Origin of the sequence: Desulfobulbus propionicus DSM 2032, from assembly GCF_000186885.1 — a bacterium.
Lineage (GTDB): Bacteria > Desulfobacterota > Desulfobulbia > Desulfobulbales > Desulfobulbaceae > Desulfobulbus > Desulfobulbus propionicus.
On sequence record NC_014972.1, the window covers coordinates 1,010,365 to 1,031,287 of the forward strand.

A 20,923-nucleotide genomic window follows, 5' to 3' on the forward strand; every position below is an offset into this window, starting at 1 on the left:
CTCCCGCACGCACGGGGCAGAGAGCAGAGCCGCTTCCCATGCCGGGAAGCGGCTTTTTTTTTGTACGGATCAACGGCCGGGCATGGGCGCAAACTCCGCCGGCACCCAGGTATAGCTGCCGCTGCCCTCGGCGCGGACATGGCCGATACCCGGGAAGGGCAGGTGCATGCCGGCGACCAGGGTCCGGCTGTTCGCCATTTCCGCCATCAGGGCCTTGCGGGTGGCGATGGCCTGCTGTTGGTCAACATCGAATTCGATGGACACCTCCGGATGGGCGAACTGGACCGCATGGGCGTGGACCACGTCGCCCCAGATGAGCAGCTTCTGTCCGTCGGATTCCACCGCATAGGCGGTATGACCGGGCGTGTGGCCGCTGGCCGTGACCGCCCGGATGCCGGGCACCAGCACCGTGCCCGCGGCAAAGGTGTTCCACCGGCCGTTGGCCTGGTAGGGGGCGGCGATGTCGCGGGCTAGCGTGAAGGCGGCCCGTTTCGCTTCCGGCGCGCTTGCCGCCGTCTGTTCGTTCAGCCAGTAGTCGTTGTCCGCCTGGGCGACCCACACCTTGGCCTTGGCGAACAGCGGTTGGCCGTGCTCGTCGTTCAGGCCGCCGAGGTGGTCGCCGTGCATGTGGGTGAGCAGGACCACATCCACCTGCTCCGGGGTATGGCCGCTGGCTTCCAGGTTCGGGCGAATACAACCGAGGTTTGGGCCAAAGAGGGTGCCGGCCCCGGTATCAATCAGCACCAGTTGTTCGCCGGTGTTGACCAGATAGGCGTTGACCGCGGTCTGCATCTTGGGATTGCCGACAAACATCCTGGCGAGCAGGGTATCGAGATCGGCCGCGTCGACATTGTGGAGCAGCTTGGTGTCGAGTTGAATGGCGCCATCAAAGAGGGCGGTGATCTCAAAACGGCCCAACTGCATGCGATAATAGCCGGGCACCTGGCTGCCGACCTGTGGTGCCTGGGCCTGGACGATTGCGGGCATGGTGAAGAGCTGGGAAGCAAGAGCGACAACAACGAAGAGCAGCGATCTGAACATGACATCCTCCTTGAACGAGAAGTGACAAGTGTACCTTTCAGTATAAGCACTTGAACAGGAAGAGGAGCCGGTCACCGATGAAAAAAACTCACCCCTCCCGAATCAACCGCAGCAGGTCGTCGGCGGAGAGGCTGGCGCTGGTGTCGGTTGCGTCGAGCAGGCTGTCGGCCAGGTCGCGTTTTTCGGCATGGAGGCGCACGATCTTCTCCTCGATGGTCTGCTGCGCCACCAGGCGGTAGACGGTCACCGGCCGCTGCTGGCCGATGCGGTGCGCCCGGTCCGAGGCCTGGTCCTCCACCGCCGGATTCCACCAGGGATCCATGTGGATGACATAGTCGGCGGCGGTCAGATTCAGTCCCAGGCCGCCGGCCTTGAGGCTGATGAGAAAGAGATCGCCCTGGCCGGCCTGGAAGGCCTCGACCTCGCGCTGCCGTTCCTTGGGCGGAGTCGAGCCGTCGAGATAACGGTACGGAATGGCACGCGCATCGAGATATTCGCGGATCAGGGCCAGGTGGCCGACGAACTGGCTGAACACCAGGGCCTTGTGGCCGTTGTCGAGCAGTTCCGCCACCACCTCGCCGAAGAGGGCGAGCTTGGCGCCGGCGATCGTGCTGTCGGCCTGGAGCAGGCGCGGGTGGCAACAGGCCTGGCGCAAGCGGGTGATCTCGGCCAGGATGCGCATCGGCTTCTGCCCGTTTGTCCCTTGCTCGGCGTCGATCCGCTCCAGGGCCTGTTGGCGCAGGGCCTCGTAGAAGGCCGTTTCCTCCGGGCTCAGTTCCACCCGGAGTACCACCTCGGTCCGTGGCGGCAGTTCTTCGAGCACCTGGGATTTGAGCCGGCGGAGGATAAAGGGCTGTACCAATTTTTTCAGCCGGCGGGCGACCTCGCGGTCGTTGTGCCGTTCGATCGGCGCGGCGAAGCGGGTGGTGAATCGTTCCCGGGAGCCGAGCAGGCCAGGGTTGATGAAGTTGAACAGGGTCCAGAACTCGCCCAGATGATTCTCGATCGGCGTGCCGGTGGTCACGACCCTGAATCGGGCCTGGAGGTGCATGGCCGCCTGCGAGCGCTTGGTGGCGGCGTTCTTGATCGCCTGGGCCTCGTCCAACACCACGGTCTGCCACTGGACCGCGGTGAGCAGGTGCGATTCCTGGTGGAGCAGGCCGTAGCTGGCCACGACGAGATCGAAGGGGCCAAGATGGGCGATTTGATTCTGGCGATCGGTGCCGCCGAAGGGAATGCCGTTGAGGGTGGGGGCAAAGCGCCTGGCCTCGGCCAGCCAGTTGGCGCAGACCGAGGTGGGGGCAATCACCAGGGTCGGTCCCTGGGGCGCCTGGTGGAGAATGGCGGCCAGGGTCTGCACCGTCTTGCCCAGCCCCATGTCGTCGGCCAGGCAGGCACCCAACCCCAGATGCGCCAGACGGGCCAGCCAGTGGAAGCCGTCGCGCTGGTAGTCGCGCAGTTGGGCCTTGAGGGTCGAGGGCGGTTGCGGCGTCTGGGCCAGTCCCTCGCGGAGGCGCGAGATCCGTTCAAACCACTGGGGAGCGGCATCCAGTTCGCCGACCTGATGGGTGAACTCCTCCAGGGCCAGGGCGGCCAAGGGATGGACGCCGATCTTTTTGCCCCGTTTGTCGGCATAAGCGGCCAGCTCATCGAGCCGTTTGCGCAGCTCGTGGGACAGGGCGACAAACTCGCCGTCGCCCAGGGGCAGAAAACGGTGCGGGGTGGTCTGCACCAGGTCGAGCAACTGCTTGATGTTCAGCACCCGCTCCTGGTCCACCCGCAGTTCGCCCTCGACCTCGAACCAGTTGTCGGCACTGCCCAGCCGCAAGCGCATGTTGGCACAGGACACCGGGGGGCCGACCTTGAGTTTCTCGCCCTCGGGCCACTCCACCAGGGCGTCGCCGTGTTCCTGCCGTTCCCGCAATTCCAGCAGCACCTGCAGGGCCTCCTCGGGCGACTCGGCAAACCACTGGCCGTCCAGCTCGGACAAGGCGGCAAGGCTGGGCAGGCTGCGCACCAAGGCCGCGGCCCGGGCCCTTTCCTCCTGCAGGTTGCGCTCCGTCTGGCATTTGCGATCTTCAACGTCGGCCATCAGATTTTTTGCTCCCTGGCCGGCTTTGAGGTAAGGGCCGCCATTGCCCAGTGGCCTGACAAAGACCTCCAGGCGAAACCCCTCGCCGTGGGGCAGGAGATGGACGCGGGGGCGGGGATCGGCCGGGATGGCGGTCACCGCGTGGGCCGTTCCGGGAATGGTCGAGTGGACCGTGACCAGGGAGGCCATCGAGGCCAGCACCGGGGCCACCTCGTCCATGGCCGACGCCGGCAGGGTCAGGCCTTTGGCGCCAAGAATCCGGGCCAGGCGATGGTGGGCCTCGGTGCATTCGACCACCCGATAGCGGCTGGGCGTTTCCCGCACCAACGCGTAGCGTTCCTCGCTCCCCACGTCGGGCGAGAAGCGGATCACCATATCCTTGCCCTTGCCCACCACCAGGATCTCCGGCTCGCCCTTGAGCACTTCCACCGGTGTGGTCAGCGCATCGGCGAGGAAGAGCAGGGGATGGCCGATCAGAGCAGGCAGGGCCTGCTTGAGGTTGAAGGCGTAGTGATGGCTGCCGTAATAGGCGTCCACCCGCCGGATGGCAGCGCGCAGGGGGTGATCGGCCTCGGTCAGGCCGTCGAGCTTGTCGCCGCTGACCAGTCGTTGCAGGGCGATGGGCCGTCCCTTGGTCCAGACGCCCTTGGCGCTGAGTTTTTGCTCCAGCGGACTGATTTCGGCAAGTGCCCCGGTGGCGGCAAAGCGCAGCAGATAGACGATGCGGTTGCGCGGCCCATGCCCGCCTTCCGTGTTCGGTTTGTCCGCGCCTTCGGCCGCCATGCGCAGGGCGCGCAGGCTCTTGCGCCAGGGCACCTCGACCTCGATGCCCGCCGTCAGCGGAACCAGGCCCAGGGTCTCGCGGGTGGCGCGAACATACTCCCGGCGGCTGGTTGTCTCCTTGTCGGCCCGGCAGAGCAGCTGGGCGTACTCCAGGGCCAGCCAGTCGAATCCTGCCTCGCGGGCGCGCTCAAACGACTGGTTGAGGAGAGTGATGTCCTTGCGGGCGAGGCGGCCGTCAATGGAAAACAGGGCCATGCCGACCAGGAGGGGGCCGAGCGCGCCCTCGATTTTGCTTCTCTTCTCGGTGTAGGGGCGCAGCGGCCGGCGAGCGGCCTCGGCGGAAAGTCCGCTCTGGCTGCCGAGCATGGCCTCGATGGAGGCCAGGCCAACGGCTATGGAGTTGACCGGCTCGCTGCGGCGCAGGGCTTGGTCGAGATAGACGCCGGCCTTGCCAAGGCTGGCGGCGTCACCCTTGCGCAGCAGGGCCAGGAGGAAAAAGGGGGTCAGGTCGGAGCTGAGAAGGGCGGCGCGTTTGCGCTGTCGTTTTCGCAATTCCTTGAGATCGGATTCAAAAAGCTCCAGCGCCTCGTCGATCCGGCCTTCGATCAGGGCAATCCAGCCGCCGAATCCAAAAGCGTAGTTGGCGGTGTCGCGCCGCATCTCTTCAATGCACTGGCGCGCCTGGGCGGTCTGCCCGCTGAGGATGTGCTGGTGGATCAGGTAGTAGAGCAGCGTCACCCGGTCGCCTGGGGAAGCCGCCGCCCGCAGGGCCGGATCACAGGCGAGCTTCCACGCCTCCGGCTCTGCTTCCAGATAAAAAAACGAGTGGGAAAGGATGAGGGTGAGGAGCTGGATCTGACGTGCGGCGGGCAGGGTTGTACACCAAACAGGGTCAAAGGGGTTGGCGACCAAGCGGACCAGCGGATGAATGAACGGCTGGTGTTCGCAGCAGTGGGAGAGCAGGGTGTCGGTTAGGGCGGCAAGGCTCGATGCGTCGTCGCCGTAGTACAGGGCAATGCGCAACTCGCGTTGGGTCCGGCTGCAGGCGGCGGTCAGTTGGCGGCCCATGAAGGAATACGACGTGGTTGGTGCGGGCAGCACCGAGCGGACAGCGGTGATAATCGACCAGGCCAGGAAGACAGGAACCGGCAGCGGCTGCGGTTTGGGAGCGCGGGTTTTGACACCGCTGCGGTTGGGGATAACGCGTTTCTTGGCCGTTTCCACGGTCTGCGGCAGTGGCGTGATTGTACTCTGTTTGTCGGCAAACAGCCTGCGGACAACCACCTCGACGATCAGCTCGTTGATCAGATTGTGCTCGTCGATAAGCCCCAGAGTTCGCAGGCGACGCAACTGCGGGGCCAAGGATGTAAGGGGGGGACCGTCGGTTTCGTCGTTCAAGGGCAGGCCGGCTTGGGTGCAGAGCGTACACACCGTGGCATTGGCCACAGGTTCGGCGGCTACCGCCAGGACGTACAGCACGGAGCGTTCCAGGGGGGAGAGTCGGTTAATCTGTTCCAACAACTTGGCGCGGTCGGCGTCTCGATGTGGGGGCGACATGGGCGGCTCAGGGAGAGAGGGGATGGTTGCAGCCTTTCAACAACCGCAGCTAGCGGAGGATAAAGCCCAGGACCTTGAGATTCTTGGCCCACGGACCCCAGGGGCCGGATTCGAACGAGGCGGTCATGCGCCGGGGATCAAACAACACCGTGGCATCCTGGTCCAGATGGCATTGGCGGTCGTAGTTGGTGTGGCTGATGCGCAGGGTCCAGGTGCCATCGGGATTGTTACGCACCTCTTCGACATAGGCGGGATGACCGGTGGGCATGTTGCGGCCTGTGTTGGCGTCGAGGACGATCACCGAGCCGGCGGCGGGCATGGCCGAGGTGGCGCTGTTGGCGCGGGCGCAGGCAAACCACTGGACCGGACTGGTGTTGCCCAGTCGGCAGGTGGTGATCCCGGTGCGGCAGCGGGCATAGATCAGGCTCTGCGGCTGACAGAGACCGACGGTCCTGGTGGTGACGACCCGGGTCGTGGCGGCGGCCGCCTTTTTTTTCTGTTTGACCGCCACCTTGGCGGCCTTGCCTTTGGTCGTCTTTCCGGCGGTTTTCTTGCTTGCTTTGTTCGATGGACGGCTTTGTTTGACCGTCTTTTTGACCACCATCGTTTTCGCCGGCCGCAGATGGTAGCAGGCATCCCGGTTGCGCTCGCTGTTGAGGAGCTGTTCCGGGGAGGCGCAGACCGGGGACGCGCTCGCCTCCCTTGCCGCCTCGCCCGCCGTGCTGGCGGCAGCGGCCGGATCGGTGGCGTCGGCGGTGGGCCGATGCGCCTGCGTCGGCGGCGATTGCTGCGTGGCCGCGGAGTGTTTGGTCGGCGAGCAGCCGGCGCAGAAAAGCAGGAGGGCGCTGGCTAGGAACAGGGCTGTATTGAGAGCGGATCGGTGCATGGGATTCTCCGGCGGTTAGAAAGTGGTGACGGTCTGCTGCGGGGGGCAGGACGCTTCCTGCCCAGTGCATTTTCGGCAGATGGGCAGGCGGTATTCGCCGTTTCTGAGCTGTTTCCGGATCGCCCGGTATCGGGGGCTGAACCAGATATCGAGAAACTTGTCGGTGCGGATGTTGCCGAAGACCACCGAGCTCAGATAATCGTGGCAGCAGAGGATCACGTTGCCGGCGTAATCGATGGCCACCGGATTGCCGGGATCGGTGCAGCGGGGAACGGTGTTGACCCTGGCCGGTTGGATGAGGCCGCCGCGATTGTACAGCGGTGTATCCGCGTCGAAGCGGTTGTAGCGGATCCTGGCCAACAGCTTGTCGTTGTTTTCCAAATGGGCAAACAGGGCCTGCATGTTGTTGCTCATCGATTCGCCGTGCTGGGTAATGGAAAATTTGTCGACTCCGGCCTCGATCAGGGCATGGAAGGTGTCCACGGTCAGGGCATCGCCGTTGGAGATGAGGACGATATGAACCTTGGGCAGCTTCGCCCTGGTGTAGGCCATCAGCGGGATGAGTCGGGGGTCGAGCAGCGGTTCGCCGTACAGCTGGGGGCTGAGCCGTCCCCTGAAGTTGATGGTGGCCAGCTCGTCGATCAGCTTATGGTACAGGGCCTCGTCCATGCGCTGTTCGTTTTTGATCAGCCCCCGCTCGAACACACTGTTGGGGCAGTAGGCGCAGCGCCTGTTGCACGAGGTGTTGATCTCGATGTTGAAATCGCTGAAAAAATCCCAGTGGCCGTAGCGAACGGAAAATTTGATGAAATAACGGATCCACTTCAGGCGGTTGGCCAGCGTTGGCTGCAGGCGGGGGGAGGGGCATGGTTGGTTCATGGCTTGGTGTCGTCCTGGGGGAGTGGTGATGGTGCAAAGTGCGCTGTTGTGTCCGCGGCGCCCCGGGCGGCATGACCCGATGCCGATCGCCGCATCGTCGGCCGTTGAGTTGTTGGCTCCGGCCGGGGTTATCGCAGGCTGCCGTCGACCAGGGTGAGACAGCGATCCATGGCCCGGGCCAACTCCATGTTGTGGGTGACCATGACCACCGCCAGACCGAGGCTGGCACTGAGTTCGCGCAGCAGGGCGAAAACCCGGGTGCCGCTGGCGGAATCGAGGTTGCCGGTGGGCTCGTCGGCCAGCAACAGGGCCGGTTCCATCACCAGGGCGCGGGCCAGGGCGACCCGCTGCTGTTCGCCGCCGGACAGCTCGCCGCTGCGATGCTCGAGTCGCTCGCCCAATCCCACCCGCTCAAGCAGCTCCTGGGCCTTGTCCTTGAGCACCGAGCGCGGCCGGCCGTTGATCAATCCCGGCATCATCACGTTTTCCAGGGCGGAGAACTCGGGCAGCAGGTGGTGGAATTGGAAGATAAAGCCGATACGGGTGTTGCGGTGGCCGGCCAGTTCCGGCTCGCTCTTGCCGGTCAGTTCGGTGCCGTCAAAGACGATGTGGCCGGCGTCGGGCACATCCAGGGTGCCGAGAATCTGCAGCAGGGTAGTCTTGCCCGAACCCGAGGCGCCGATGATCGCGGTCATCTCGCCGGGCTGCACCGAGAGATCGACCTCCTTGAGCACGGTGATGGTGTCCTGTCCGCTCAGGTACGATTTACACAGGCCCGTGGCCTGAAGCAGCGGCTTATTCATAGCTCAGGGCCTCGGCCGGACGAATGCGCGATGCCTTCCACGAGGGGTAGAGGGTCGCGGCCAGGGTGATGACGATGGCGGAGATGAGGATGACGCCCACGTCAAACGGCACCACCTTGATCGGCATGGTGGACATGGGATAGACATCCGGCGGCAGTTCGATGATCTTGTAGCGCTTGAGCAGGGCGCAGAGGCCCAAGCCCCCGGCCAGGCCGATGACCGTGCCCGAAAGGCCGATCACCATGCCCTGGTAGAAGAAGATGCGCATGATCGAGCGGGTGGTGGCGCCCATGGATTTGAGGATGGCGATGTCGCGGTTTTTTTCCATCACCACCATGGTCAGGGCGCTGATGATGTTCAGTGCCGCCACCAGGATGATCAGGTTGAGAGCGATGAAGATGCCGGTCTTTTCCAGCTTGAGGGCGGCAAACATGTTCTGATTGAGGCGCATCCAGTCACGCACCGAATAGCCGCTGCCCAGGGCCTGCTGGACAGCCTGGGCTGTCCGGTCGGCTTGGTCGATGTCCGCGACCCGGATCTCGATGCCATGCACCCCCTGGCGCAGGTCGGTGAGGCTGCGGGCGGTGTCGAGACTGATGTAGCCGATGGTCGAGTCATACTCGGACATGCCGGTGTGGAAGATGCCCACCACCAGGCAGGTGCGGATCTTGGGCAGCACCCCCATGGGCGAGAGCGGCCCGTTGGGCGACATCAAGCGCACCCGGTCGCCCACGCCCACTTGCAGCTGGCGGGCCATGTCGCGGCCCAGGACAATGGCCGGCACCTCCAGGGGCTGGTCGAGGTCGGTCAGCGCCCCGGCCTGCATCTTTTGACCGATGCTGAGCACCCGCAGGGCGCTGGCGGCATCGATACCGCGCAGAAACACGCCGGTGGACTGGCTGCTGGAACTGATCAGGGCCTGGCCGTTGATGAACGGCGTGGTGGCCGCAACCCCTTCCACGGCCTGAATCCGTGCAGTCACCTCCTCGGTGTCGGCAATGGGGCCGCCGAAGCGCTGGACCAGGGCATGGGCGTTGACGCCGATAATCTGATCACGCAGTCCCTCGGTGAATCCGGTCCACACCGACAGGACCACGATCAGGGCCAGGACTCCAACCGCCACCCCGAGGATGGAAATGACGGTGATCAGGGAGATGAATTTCTGTTTACGTTTGGCCCGCAGGTAGCGCAGGCTGACGAACCATTCAAAGGCGGCCATGCGGCGGTCGACCGGATCACTCGCCGATTTCCGGCTTCATCTGCGGAAAGAGGATGACGTCGCGGATCGAGGGCGAATCGGTGAGCAGCATGACCAACCGGTCGATGCCGATACCCTCGCCGGCGGCCGACGGCATGCCGTATTCCAAGGCGCGGACATAGTCGCGGTCGAGCACCGGATGGATCTCCTCGTCCTCGCCGCGCTCGTCGATCTGTTTCTGGAAGCGTTGCAGCTGGTCGATGGGGTCGTTGAGCTCGGAAAAGGCGTTGGCGATCTCCCGGCCGGTGATGAACAGCTCGAAGCGGTCGGTGACGGTGGGGTCTTCCTCGTTGCGCCGGGCCAGGGGCGAAACCTCGGTGGGATAGGAGGTGATGAAGGTCGGGTCGATCAGCCGTTCCTCGACCAGCAGCTCGAACAGCTCGGTCTTGGCCTTGCCCGGGCCGGCGCCCGGCTGGAGTTCGATCCCCTTTTGCTTGGCCAGCGCCATCACCGCCGTGTCGTCCTCGAGTACCGCCGGATCGAGGCCGCCGATCTGCACCAGGGATTCCTCCATGGTCAGCCGCCGCCAGGGCGGGGCCAGGTTGACCGGTGTGCCCTGATAGCTGATGTCCATGGAGCCGGTGACCTCATGGGCCAGCCACGAAACCATCTCCTCGGTCAGGTCCATCAGGTCGTGGTAGGTGGCGTAGGCCTGATAGAATTCGAGCATGGTGAATTCCGGGTTGTGGCGGGTCGAGAGTCCCTCGTTGCGGAAGTTGCGGTTGATCTCGAACACCTTCTCGAAGCCGCCCACCAAGAGCCGTTTGAGGTAGAGTTCCGGGGCGATGCGCAGGTAGAGATCCATGTCAAGCGCGTTGTGGTGGGTGCGGAAGGGCTTGGCCGTGGCGCCGCCGGGCACCGGCTGCATCATCGGGGTTTCCACCTCCATGTAGCCGCGGTTGTTGAGAAATTCGCGGATCAGCCGGATGATCTCCACCCGCTTCTTGAACACCTCGCGCGCCTCGGGATTGACGATCAGATCGAGATAGCGCTGGCGGTAACGGGTCTCGACATCGGTCAGGCCGTGGAACTTCTCCGGCAGCGGCCGCAGCGACTTGGTGATCATCTGCAGGGTGGTGGCCTCCAGCGACAGCTCGCCGGTCTTGGTCTTGAACAGCCGTCCCTCGACGCCGACAATGTCGCCCACATCCCATTTTTTAAAGAGATCGTAGACCTCCTCGCCCAGCAGGTCGCGGCGGGCATAGATCTGGAGGCGTTCGCTGGCGTCCTGGAGGTGAAAGAAGGCCGCCTTGCCGAACTTGCGCATCGACATCACCCGGCCGGCCACCCGGTAGCTGTGGCCCGAGTCGTCGTGACATTCGGGTGCGAGGTGTTCGCCCTGGGGCAGGATGTCGATGATGGGATCAGGGGCCTTGAAGGTATTGCTGAACAGCTTGACGCCGGATTGGGCCAGGGATTCGGCCTTTTCCCGCCGCTGTTTGAGAAGGTTGCTCGTTGTTTCCATGATCTGTGTGCGAGAAGAGTTGTGGTATGCGCCAACCCCGCGGGCGGAGGTTGAAAAGAGGCCCTGGGGCACGGAAGGAAGACGCTGGAGGTCCCAAATGGACGGGTCAAAATAGTTCGCGTCCGCGTTGATGTCAATTCCTTTCAAGGAGGGCGACGGTTTCGATGTGATGGGTCTGGGGGAACATGTCCACCGGGGTGACCTGAACGATGCGGTAGCCATTCTGGACGATCAGCGCCAGGTCGCGGGCCAGGGTGGCCGGATCGCAGGAGATGGACAGGATATGCTGCGGGCCAAGCCGGGCGAGTAGCGCCGCGGTCTTGCCCAATCCCTGGCGAGGCGGATCGAGCAGGACGCAATCGAAGCGGGCCTTGCGCGCCACCAGGCTGCGCAGTGCCTGGCCGACATCGGCGCTGCGGAAGCGGGCCGTGGTCAGCCCCGCGGCACGGCTGTTGTGTTCCGCCCAATGAACGCTCGTCCGGTTGTGCTCGACTCCGCTCACCTGCGTGCCCATGAGGCCAAGCGGAATGGAAAAATTGCCCATGCCGCAGAACAGGTCGAGGGCGGCACGAGGTGGCGGTGACAGGGGCAGCAGGCCCAGGGCGAGCTCGATCAAGCGTGGATTCTGGCGGACGTTGACCTGGAAAAAACACCGGTGATCCCAACACAGCCGATAGGCATGGCCAAGGACCGCGAAATCCTGGCACAGGTCGGCGGCGCGCGCGCGATCCCCCGACCGGCCGATGGGCTCCGCCTGCACGATCGTGTTGTCGGCCAGGCGGTTGAGTGCGGTGACCAGGTCGGCAGCCGAGTCGGGGCGCAACGCCGCCGTGGCCTGCAGGACAAGGATCACCCGGTCGTCGGCCGGACTGTGGATCAGCTCCACGGCGCTGACCAGCTCCCGGAGCCGCGCCGGCCAGCCCGCATCGACCAGGGCGCCGATCGCCCGGTTGATCGGTTCGGTGGCCAGCAGGCAGCGGCGGATCGGAACCACCTCGTTGCTCCCGCCCTGATGGAAGCCAAGCCGGCCGACCTGGTCGAGGTGGAGCCGCAGCCGATGGCGGTACCCAAAGGGCTGGGGCGAGGACAAAGCGGGACCGGGGTGATCCGGCGGCAGATCAAGCCGGGATCGCCGCAGGGCCTCGTCCAGGATCGAGCGCTTGATCGCCAGCTGGGTGGGGTAGCTGCCGTGCTGGAGGTCGCAGCCGCCGCACAGGCCGTAGTGAGGGCAGGGGGGGAGAATGCGCTCGGGCGCAGGCTCTTCAACCCGGACCAGGCTGGCCTCCTTGTAGCCCCGATGGATTCGGGTCTCTCGTACCGTCACCCTTTCCCCCGGCAACACCCCGGCGACCATCACCTTCATGCCGTCGGCCAGGGTGCCCAGACCCTTGCCGCCTGCTATCACCTTTGGTATTGTCAGCGTATGTTCCATGGGCACCGTGGAGCAGCTTGATTCTGCTGATTTTTATTTGTGTTCATGATCGATTGATAATCCAGCAACCGGGAAAAGGGTGAGCGCGCGTGGGGGCACAGGCCAAAGCAAAAATTCTGGTGGTGGACGATGAACGGGTGCACCGTTTCATGCTCCATTCCTTGTTCGCCGAATGGGGGTGGGACGCCGAGGAGGCGGACGATGGGTCCACCGCCGTGGCCGCGGTCGAGCGGGGGCCCTTTGACGCCATCCTCATGGACGTGCGCATGACCACCATGGACGGCATGGAGGCCCTGAAGCGAATCCATGCCCTCAATCCGGCCATTCCGGTGATCATCATGACCGCCTTCTCCTCGGTCGATTCGGCCGTGGCGGCGATCAAGCAGGGCGCGCACGATTATCTGACCAAGCCGCTCGATTTCGATCGGCTGCGCACCACCCTGGAGGTGGCCATGGGCCATCGCCAGCGGGAAAGCCAGACCATGGCCGTGGGGCAGCCTTTCGGCGATGATGGCCGGATCATCGGCACATCGGCACCGATGCAGGAGCTGTGGGAAATGATCGTCCACGTGGCGCCCACCGAGGCCACGGTGTTGATCAACGGTGAATCGGGCACCGGCAAGGAACTGGTCGCCTCGGCCCTGCACCATACCAGTCTGCGCAGCAAGGGACCGTTCGTGAAGGTCAACTGCGCCGCCCTGGCCGAAACCCTGCTCGAATCCGAACTGTTCGGCCACGAACGCGGCGCCTTCACCGGTGCCGACCGCCGCCGCGAGGGCCGTTTTGTCCAAGCCCAGGGCGGCACGCTCTTTCTCGACGAAATCGGCGAAACCTCGCCCGGCATGCAGGCCAAGTTGCTGCGTGTGCTCCAGGAACACGAACTGCAGCGGGTCGGCGGCCAGGAAACGATCAAGGTCGATGTGCGCATCCTCTGCGCCACCAACCGCGACCTGGAGGAAGAGGTGGCGGCTGGCCGCTTCCGCGAGGACCTCTACTACCGCCTCAACGTGGTCGAGCTGTGGGTGCCCCCCCTGCGCGAGCGCCACGGCGACATTCCCCTGCTGGCCAATTATTTCCTCCAAAGCTTTGCCGACAAGAACGGCCGCATGGTCAGCGGCATCACCCCGGAGTGCATGGATGTGCTCAACCGCTATCCCTGGCCGGGCAACGTGCGCGAGTTGGAGCATTCGATCGAGCGCGGCGTGATCCTGATGCGCGGCGACTATCTCGATCTCGCGGCCCTGCCGCTGGCCATTCAACGCTGGGCCGGACTGAACGCCCCCAAGGAGGTGGAGGAGCCTGCGACCCTCAAGGAGGCCGAACGAATGCTCATCCTCAAGACCCTGGAAGAGACCGGCGGCAACCGCAGCGAGGCAGCCCGCCGTCTGCAGATAACCCGCAAGACGCTCTTGAACAAGCTAAAAAGTTATAATATAAGCTGAGGCGGAAAAAATCGTGTGATTGCAAGCGGCCCAGGCCAACCGTGTGCCCCTTGCGTCCCGGCGGCCCGAGGCGTCTTGCCCCTCTTTCGCCGATGCCATCCCTTTAACCGGCGTGACCCCCGATTTCAATGCAACACTGCGCACCCCTGCTGGAAGCCGCCTATGCCGCCAGCCGATTTCTTTTGCACGAGCGCGATTTGGCCAATCTTCTCCAGGGCCTCTGCGACCGGTTGACCGCCGAAGGGGTCAGCAGTGCCGCCTTGCTGGTGCTGCTCGATCGCGATTCCGGTGGGGTTATCACCGCCGAGACGGGGCTGGGCGAACGGTTTGCTCCGCTTCTGGACCGTCTCCGTCAGGGACAGTTGCCGGACTGCGGTCTGCGGGCCCTGCAGGCGGCGAACGGGCAAGCGGTGGTGTGTAAATCCTGCACCTGCGAGCTCGACTGCGGTTCGTCCGCCGGCGGCGCCACGCTGGCGTTGTCGGCCGCCATCCGCTGCACCCCCAGCCTTTCCGGATTTCTCACCCTGCAGCTGACCTCCGCTGTTCCGCCGACCACGGTTGAATGCCGGATCGTGGCCGATCTGACCGATTCAATCAGTCTGGCCTTGCGCCAGCTGTTCGCCGACGAGGCCGCCAGGCAGCGGGAACAGGAGCTGAAACGAATCGAGGAGCGCTACGAGTTGGCCCTGCACGCCTCCCAGGCGGGTCTGTGGGACTGGAACATCCGCACCGGCGAGATGTATACCAGCCCCGATCATTGGGAACTGCTCGACTACCAGTCGAGCAAGGACGATGGCGTCCAGCCGCAGCGCTTTATTCATCCCGAGGATCGGGACCGGGTGCTTGCCGTACTCAACGAGCATCTTACCGGCAAGACCGAGGAGTATCGGATCGAATACCGGGTTCAGGAAAAAGACGGCGAGTGGACCTGGTTTCTCGATCGCGGCCGGGTGGTGGAGCGGGACGACAACAACATGCCGGTGCGCATGACCGGCACCCATCAGAACATCACCCTGCAAAAACACCAGGATCAGGCCATCGCCCTGGTCCAGCAGCAATTGCACGACGCGGTCAATCACGAACGCAACTTTCTGCAAACGGTGATTGACAGTGCCGGCGATCCGGTCATGGTGGTCGATCTGAACCATACCCTGTTGCTGATCAATCAGGCGGCGGCGCGATTGGTCCGTGACGGCGGCAGCATCGAATCGCTGCGCGGGCAGAAGTGTTACCGCCTGTTTTGCGGGATGGAAACGCCGTGCCAAGACCTTCGCTATCCCTGTCCGGTGGAACAGGTCAAGAGCAACGGACAGCCGGCCAAGCTGATCCACAACCCCTATCACGGCAACGGCGTCAACAACACCTTCGAACTGGAGGCATCGCCGCTCCGGGACGGTCAGGGCAAGCTGTACGGGATCATCGAGGTGGCCCGCGACATCACCGACCGTCTGCGGATCGAAAAGGAACTGCGGGAGAGCCAGTCACATCTGTACCGGCTGGCCCACCACGATCCCCTCACCGGGCTGCCCAACCGGCTTCTGTTCCGCGACCGTTTTGCCCAGGCGATCAGCAAGGCGGAGCGCAACCGGAGCGGGGTGGCGGTTCTGTTTCTCGATCTTGACCGGTTCAAGAGCATCAACGACACCTTGGGTCACGATGTCGGCGACGCCCTGCTGGTGGAGGTGGCCGCCCGTCTGCAGCGCCAATGCCGCCAGTCGGATACAGTGGCCCGGCTGGGCGGCGACGAGTTTGTCTTCATCCTCGAAGCCATCCATGATCGCAAGGATGCGTCGGTGGTGGCCGACAAGATCATGGCCGCCCTCGGCGTTCCGGTCCTGGCCAAGGGCCATGAACTCACCATTACCACCAGCATCGGTATCGCGCTTTTTCCTTTGGACGGCGCCACCATGGAAGAGGTGATCAAATGTGCCGACCTGGCCTTGTATGCCGCCAAGGAGATCGGCCGTAGCAACTATCAGTTTTACCGCAAGGGCATGCCCCCCAACGGCGGGCGGCCGCGGTTGAGCGGCCAGCAGTTCCGCCGGGCCATGGCCAACGGCGAGCTGCGTCTTGAGTATGGGCCCCGCTACGATCTGCACAGCGGCCGATTGACGGGGCTGCGGGTCTTGCCGCGCTGGCATCATCCGGCCATGGGAGTGCTTTTGCCCCACGACTTTGTGCCGGCCGCCGAGGAGTGCGGCGTGTTGGATCTGCTGAACGAATGGCTGCTCGGCGAGGTTTGCGCCCCTCTACAGGCCTGGGGGGAGCTGGGATACCCGTGCCCGCCGATGACCATTCCGCTCGGCTCACGGCAACTGTTGGAAAGCGGTTTCCTCGCCGCCCTGGATCGGATGCTGCGGCAGGGCAGGGTAACGCCGGCGATGCTGGTGATCGAGGTTCGCGAACCAGCCGTGACCGAGGCCACCGCCCGGATGATCGAGTGTCTCGGGCGGCTCGGCCGGCTTGGGCTGGGCTGCGCGGTCAGTGATTTCGGGGCCGACCGGACTTCGCTGGCTCGCCTGCAGAGGCTGCCGCTGGGCAGCCTGACCATCAGCGATGCCGTATTGGCCGATGTGCCGGCCAACCCGGATAGCTGCATCTTGACCTCAGCCATCATCAACCTCGGTCATTCCCTGGGGATGCGGGTGGTTGGCAACGGGATCGATCGCCAGTCGCAGCACGATTTCCTGCGCCGGCATGGCTGCGATCAGGCCCAGGGACCGTTCCTGTCGCCCCCCCTACGGGCGGAAGAGGTGCCTTCTCTGCTGGCGACGGCCGCGCAAATGGGCGGTTGACGCTTTTTCACCCCTGTGGTAATACGCCTGCTTGTTTTTTCGCAGAAAGACGGGCGTATCTTGGCCGAAGAGAGGTCGGCCCGGGTACGGAGGTCTTTTTTTTCTTCTGAGAGCATCATCGTTACCCTACTGAATCATTGCAATGCGTACGGATATTTTGCACATCGGCGCGGGGGAGCTCAACTACGAGATCCGTAACATCGTCTGCGTCGGCGAGAAACTGCAGAAACTGGGTGTCCAGGTCAACTGGGAAAATATCGGCGACCCCATCGCCAAGGGCGAGCAGGTGCCGGACTGGATGAAGGAGATCGTGGCCGAGGCGGTGCGCGAGGACACCTCCTATGCCTACAGCCCGACCAAAGGCCTACTGTCGGCCAGGGAATACGTGGCCGCCTGCACTAACCGCATGGGCGGAGTGCAGATCGATGCCGACGACGTCATCTTCTTCAACGGCCTGGGCGACGCCATTTCCAAGGTGTTCGGTTTCCTCAAGCCCACCGCCCGGGTGATCGTGCCCACCCCGAGCTACACCACCCATTCCTCGGCCGAGGCCGCCCATGCCAGCGACCAGCCGGTGACCTATATCCTTGATCCCAACCATCTCTGGTATCCGGATCTGGAGGATATCGAAAACCACATCAAGTACAACCCGGCGGTGGCCGGCATCCTGGTGATCAACCCGGACAACCCCACCGGCGCGGTCTATCCGGCGGACGTGATGCGGGCCATTGTCGAGATCTGCGAGAAGAACGACCTGTTCATCATCTGCGACGAGATCTACCAGAACATGACCTACAACGGCACGGTGTCGGCGCCGCTGTGCACGGTGATCGGCGACAAGGTGCCGGCCATCTGCATGCGCGGCATCTCCAAGGAAATGCCCTGGCCGGGCAGCCGCTGCGGTTGGATCGAGGTCTATAACCGCCATCGCGACCCGATGTTCGCCACCTACGTGCAGTCGATTCTCAACGCCAAGATGCTTGAGGTCTGCTCGACCACCCTGCCGCAGACGGTGCTGCCGCGGATCAAGGAGCATCCGATGTATCCGGTTCACCTCAAGAACCGGATCAAGCGCTACGAGCGCTATTCCAATATCGCCTACGACATTCTCAAGAATGTCAAGGGGTTGCTGGTTAATCGCACCAACGGCGCCTTCTACATGAGCGCGGTATTCGAGGAGGGGTTGCTCAACCACCACCAGACCCTGCCGATCGGGAACGACGAGGTGCGGGAAACCATCGAACGGCTGGTTTCCGGGCCCAACATCCAGCCGGACAAACGTTTTGTCTATTATCTGCTCGCTTCCACCGGCATCTGCGTGGTGCCGCTCTCCTCGTTTGCCACCGATCTGCAAGGATTCCGCATCACCCTGCTGGAGAAGGAAGAGGAAGATTTTGTTCAGATATTCAAAACGATAGCCAACAGCATCAAACGCTACATCAATTCCTCCCTGGAGTGTTGCCCCCGTTGCAACTAGGGACAGCCCACATCGCCTCTCCACCCCTGGCGCCCCTAGCGGCGGCAGGGGTTTTTTTATGGCTGTCATCCTGTTTCCTTTTGTTTTTTCTCGAATTTTTCCGCCGCTCTTCTCCCGTTATTCCCCCTTTCCCTCCCTTGACACTGGATTTTCCCATACTTATTGTTCGCACCAGATTTGACCGGCCCGAATTGGAGAAATTGCCGGATTCCGGGCGTGAAAAAGAGGATTTGCGTACAACAGGGAACTTGAGACAAGGAGAGCGTAGGTGATAGACGAGACAAAGGAACAGGGACCTGTCGGTGAACAGCAGACTACAGAAGCTCCCGCGGACCTGAGCGATGTGGAGACTATTACAGGGGAGGACAGTACCCCGGAGTCCGAGGCGGAGACCCTGCAGCGGCAACTGGACGAAAGCCGCGATCAGCTGATGCGGATTGCCGCCGAATTCGAGAACTACAAAAAACGGATGGAGCGGGAACGGGGCAAGCTGCTCAAGTACGCCGGCGAAAATATTCTTCGCGACCTGTTGACCACCTTGGATAACCTTGATCGCGCTGTCGAGCAGGGCAATGCCGAGGCCGAGGACGACAGCAAGAAACTGGAGGCCATGCTCCAAGGAATCGAGTTGACCCGAAAGGGGCTGGTGGCCACGATGGAACGCTATGGCGTGGAACCGTTGGCCGCCATTGGTTTGAGCTTCAACCCGGACGAGCACGACGCCCTGACCATGGAGGCCAGCGACGAGGTACCGGCCAACCATGTGCTGCGTGAATTCGCCAAAGGCTACCGTTTCAAGGATCGGGTGTTACGCCATGCCCAGGTGGTCGTGTCCAGCGGACCGGGAAAAGCGGCTTGACAACCCGTGGATCGGTCGCACAGTAAAAAAAAGAATTGAACAATTGTTCCGGCTTGGAAGCCGATTCTAATGACAGGAGAGACAGGAGATTGGAATTATGGGAAAAATAATAGGAATTGATTTGGGCACCACCAACTCGTGCGTGGCCATCATGGAGGGCGGTGATCCCAAGGTCATTGAAAACAGCGAGGGCAACCGGACCACGCCTTCGATCGTTGCCTTTTCCGACAGCGGCGAGCGGCTGGTTGGCCAGATCGCCAAACGCCAGGCAGTCACCAATCCAACGAAAACACTGTTTGCCATCAAGCGCCTGATCGGTCGCAAGTTCAGTGACCCGGAAGTCAAGAAGTCGATCGGCGTCAGCCCCTTTGCGATCGTCGAAGGCCCTGGCGGCGACGCCGTCGTGGAAGTGGGCGGCAAGACCTATACCGCAGCCGAGATTTCGGCCATGATCCTCGGCAAAATGAAGCAGACCGCCGAGGAGTACCTGGGCGAGCCGGTCACCGAGGCGGTGGTCACGGTGCCGGCCTACTTCAACGACGCCCAGCGCCAGGCCACCAAGGACGCGGGCAAGATCGCCGGCCTCAACGTGCAGCGGATCATCAACGAGCCGACCGCCGCTTCCTTGGCCTACGGCCTGGATAAGAAGGGCGAGGAGAAGATCGCGGTCTTCGACCTCGGTGGCGGCACCTTTGACGTGTCCATCCTCGAGATCGGTGACGGCGTATTCGAGGTCAAGTCGACCAACGGCGACACCTTCCTCGGCGGTGAGGACTTCGATATGCGCATCGTCAATTGGCTGGCCGACGAGTTCAAGCGCGACCAGGGCGTGGATCTGCGCAACGACAAGATGGCCCTGCAACGGCTCAAGGAAGAGGCCGAAAAGGCCAAGAAAGAATTGTCCACGGCCATGGAGACCGACATCAACCTGCCGTTCATCACCGCCGACGCCACCGGGCCCAAGCATCTCAACGTCAAGTTGAGCCGGGCCAAATTGGAGGCGCTGGTCGAGGACCTGATTGATCGCTGTGAAGGCCCCTGCAGGACCGCGCTCAAGGATGCGGGGTTGAGTCCCTCGGACATTGACGAGGTCATTCTCGTGGGCGGCATGACCCGCATGCCCAAGGTGCAGGACAAGGTCAAGGCCATCTTCGGCAAGGACCCGCACAAGGGCGTCAACCCGGACGAGGTCGTGGCCATCGGCGCGGCCATCCAGGGCGGCGTGCTCAAGGGTGATGTCAAGGACGTGTTGTTGCTCGACGTCACTCCACTGTCGCTCGGCATCGAGACCCTGGGCGGGGTCATGACCAAGCTGATCGAGAAGAATACCACCGTGCCGACCAAGAAGAGCCAGGTATTCTCCACCGCGGCCGACAATCAGCCGGCGGTATCCATCCACGTGCTCCAGGGCGAGCGCGAAATGGCGCAGAACAACAAGACCATCGGCCGGTTCGAGTTGGCCGACATCCCGCCGGCCCCGCGGGGCGTGCCGCAGATCGAGGTCACCTTCGATCTCGATGCCAACGGCATCCTCCATGTATCCGCCAAGGATCTGGGCACGGGCAAGGAACAGTCGATCCGTATCACCGCCTCCTCGGGTCTGTCCGAGGCCGAGATTGAGCGGATGAAGAAAGATGCCGAGCTCCATGCCGAAGAGGACAAGAAGCGCAAGGAGCTGGTCGAGGCCCGCAACAACGCCGACTCCATGATCCACATGACCACCAAGAGCCTGGGTGAACTGGGCGACAAGGTGGATGCCGCCACCAAGGCCAACGTGGAGAAGGAGATCGAGAACGTGAAAAAGGCGATGGAGAGCGAGGATGCCGCCACTATCAAGAACGCCACCGATGCCCTGACCCAGGCCTCGCACAAGCTGGCCGAGCTGATGTATGCCCAGGCCAAGGGCCAGCAGGGCGCCGGCCCCGGTGATGCTGGAGCGGGCGCGGCCGGTGCCGGTGGCGCCGGCGGCAAGCGCAAGGACGACGACGATGTGGTCGACGCCGATTTCGAGGAAGTGAAGTAATCGGGTCTGCCCCGCTCAACGCGGGAATGGTTGCAGTTTTGGGAGTACGGGATTTCCGTGCTCCCATTTTTTTTGCATTTGCGCTATAACGGCTCCGTTTGCCCCCTTTTCCCTTTATCGAACAAGAGAGA

The 20,923-nt window shown here is 63.3% G+C and carries 13 protein-coding genes; 5 read left to right on the forward strand and 8 right to left on the reverse strand.

Annotated elements, in window-relative coordinates; genetic code table 11:
- Nucleotides 1–69: 69 nt before the first annotated feature.
- The 8 genes from DESPR_RS04510 to DESPR_RS04545 all read right to left on the reverse strand — a co-directional run bounded on the left by DESPR_RS04510 (nt 70) and on the right by DESPR_RS04545 (nt 12,196).
- The gene (locus DESPR_RS04510) at nt 70–1,041 is read right to left on the reverse strand and encodes an MBL fold metallo-hydrolase (RefSeq protein ID WP_015723630.1); all 972 of its coding nucleotides are present in this window, start codon (nt 1,039–1,041) and stop codon (nt 70–72) included.
- A gap of 88 nt (nt 1,042–1,129) precedes the next feature.
- Nucleotides 1,130–5,473 (reverse strand): DEAD/DEAH box helicase, encoded by a 4,344-nt coding sequence (locus tag DESPR_RS04515; protein WP_015723631.1) that lies wholly within the window; start codon nt 5,471–5,473, stop codon nt 1,130–1,132.
- 49 nt (nt 5,474–5,522) lie between these two features.
- Nucleotides 5,523–6,359: a CHAP domain-containing protein gene (locus DESPR_RS04520; RefSeq protein ID WP_015723632.1), complete on the reverse strand. Its 837-nt coding sequence runs from the start codon at nt 6,357–6,359 to the stop codon at nt 5,523–5,525.
- 15 nt (nt 6,360–6,374) lie between these two features.
- Nucleotides 6,375–7,238, reverse strand: a complete 864-nt coding sequence (locus DESPR_RS04525; protein WP_015723633.1) for a radical SAM/SPASM domain-containing protein — start codon at nt 7,236–7,238, stop codon at nt 6,375–6,377.
- 128 nt (nt 7,239–7,366) lie between these two features.
- Complete coding sequence (locus tag DESPR_RS04530; protein WP_015723634.1) at nt 7,367–8,041, reverse strand: ABC transporter ATP-binding protein; 675 nt, start codon at nt 8,039–8,041, stop codon at nt 7,367–7,369.
- Nucleotides 8,034–9,260 (reverse strand): lipoprotein-releasing ABC transporter permease subunit, encoded by a 1,227-nt coding sequence (locus tag DESPR_RS04535; RefSeq protein ID WP_015723635.1) that lies wholly within the window; start codon nt 9,258–9,260, stop codon nt 8,034–8,036. Before DESPR_RS04535 ends, DESPR_RS04530 begins: the two co-directional genes overlap by 8 nt.
- 16 nt (nt 9,261–9,276) lie before the next feature.
- Entirely contained in the window at nt 9,277–10,764 is a 1,488-nt protein-coding gene (gene lysS, locus DESPR_RS04540; RefSeq protein WP_015723636.1) for a lysine--tRNA ligase, read from the reverse strand.
- A gap of 133 nt (nt 10,765–10,897) precedes the next feature.
- A complete protein-coding gene (locus tag DESPR_RS04545; RefSeq protein WP_015723637.1) occupies nt 10,898–12,196 on the reverse strand; it encodes a class I SAM-dependent RNA methyltransferase in 1,299 nt (432 codons plus the stop codon).
- An 89-nt stretch (nt 12,197–12,285) separates the two neighbouring features.
- On the opposite strand from DESPR_RS04545, the gene DESPR_RS04550 reads away from it, so the two are divergent.
- The 5 genes from DESPR_RS04550 (at nt 12,286) to dnaK (ending at nt 20,792) form a co-directional block, all read left to right on the forward strand.
- Nucleotides 12,286–13,638, forward strand: a complete 1,353-nt coding sequence (locus DESPR_RS04550) for a sigma-54-dependent transcriptional regulator (protein ID WP_015723638.1) — start codon at nt 12,286–12,288, stop codon at nt 13,636–13,638.
- 128 nt (nt 13,639–13,766) lie between these two features.
- Nucleotides 13,767–16,433, forward strand: coding sequence for a sensor domain-containing protein (locus tag DESPR_RS04555; RefSeq protein ID WP_015723639.1), 2,667 nt, complete (start codon nt 13,767–13,769; stop codon nt 16,431–16,433).
- A 142-nt stretch (nt 16,434–16,575) separates the two neighbouring features.
- Entirely contained in the window at nt 16,576–17,910 is a 1,335-nt protein-coding gene (locus tag DESPR_RS04560) for a pyridoxal phosphate-dependent aminotransferase (protein ID WP_015723640.1), read from the forward strand.
- 268 nt (nt 17,911–18,178) lie between these two features.
- Nucleotides 18,179–18,769 carry a nucleotide exchange factor GrpE gene (locus DESPR_RS04565; protein ID WP_015723641.1) on the forward strand — a complete coding sequence of 197 codons (591 nt, stop codon included), beginning with the start codon at nt 18,179–18,181 and terminating at the stop codon, nt 18,767–18,769.
- A gap of 97 nt (nt 18,770–18,866) precedes the next feature.
- Complete coding sequence (gene dnaK, locus DESPR_RS04570; protein WP_015723642.1) at nt 18,867–20,792, forward strand: molecular chaperone DnaK; 1,926 nt, start codon at nt 18,867–18,869, stop codon at nt 20,790–20,792.
- Nucleotides 20,793–20,923 lie beyond the last annotated feature (131 nt).

What these genes read in the sequence shown, in the direction of transcription:
- DESPR_RS04510 (WP_015723630.1), bottom strand. Translation starts at nt 1,041, where the DNA reads ATGTTCAGATCGCTGCTCTTCGTTGTTGTCGCTCTTGCTTCCCAGCTC.
- DESPR_RS04515 (WP_015723631.1), bottom strand. Translation starts at nt 5,473, where the DNA reads ATGTCGCCCCCACATCGAGACGCCGACCGCGCCAAGTTGTTGGAACAG.
- DESPR_RS04520 (WP_015723632.1), bottom strand. Translation starts at nt 6,359, where the DNA reads ATGCACCGATCCGCTCTCAATACAGCCCTGTTCCTAGCCAGCGCCCTC.
- DESPR_RS04525 (WP_015723633.1), bottom strand. Translation starts at nt 7,238, where the DNA reads ATGAACCAACCATGCCCCTCCCCCCGCCTGCAGCCAACGCTGGCCAAC.
- DESPR_RS04530 (WP_015723634.1), bottom strand. Translation starts at nt 8,041, where the DNA reads ATGAATAAGCCGCTGCTTCAGGCCACGGGCCTGTGTAAATCGTACCTG.
- DESPR_RS04535 (WP_015723635.1), bottom strand. Translation starts at nt 9,260, where the DNA reads ATGGCCGCCTTTGAATGGTTCGTCAGCCTGCGCTACCTGCGGGCCAAA.
- lysS (WP_015723636.1), bottom strand. Translation starts at nt 10,764, where the DNA reads ATGGAAACAACGAGCAACCTTCTCAAACAGCGGCGGGAAAAGGCCGAA.
- DESPR_RS04545 (WP_015723637.1), bottom strand. Translation starts at nt 12,196, where the DNA reads ATGGAACATACGCTGACAATACCAAAGGTGATAGCAGGCGGCAAGGGT.
- DESPR_RS04555 (WP_015723639.1), top strand. Translation starts at nt 13,767, where the DNA reads ATGCAACACTGCGCACCCCTGCTGGAAGCCGCCTATGCCGCCAGCCGA.
- DESPR_RS04560 (WP_015723640.1), top strand. Translation starts at nt 16,576, where the DNA reads ATGCGTACGGATATTTTGCACATCGGCGCGGGGGAGCTCAACTACGAG.
- dnaK (WP_015723642.1), top strand. Translation starts at nt 18,867, where the DNA reads ATGGGAAAAATAATAGGAATTGATTTGGGCACCACCAACTCGTGCGTG.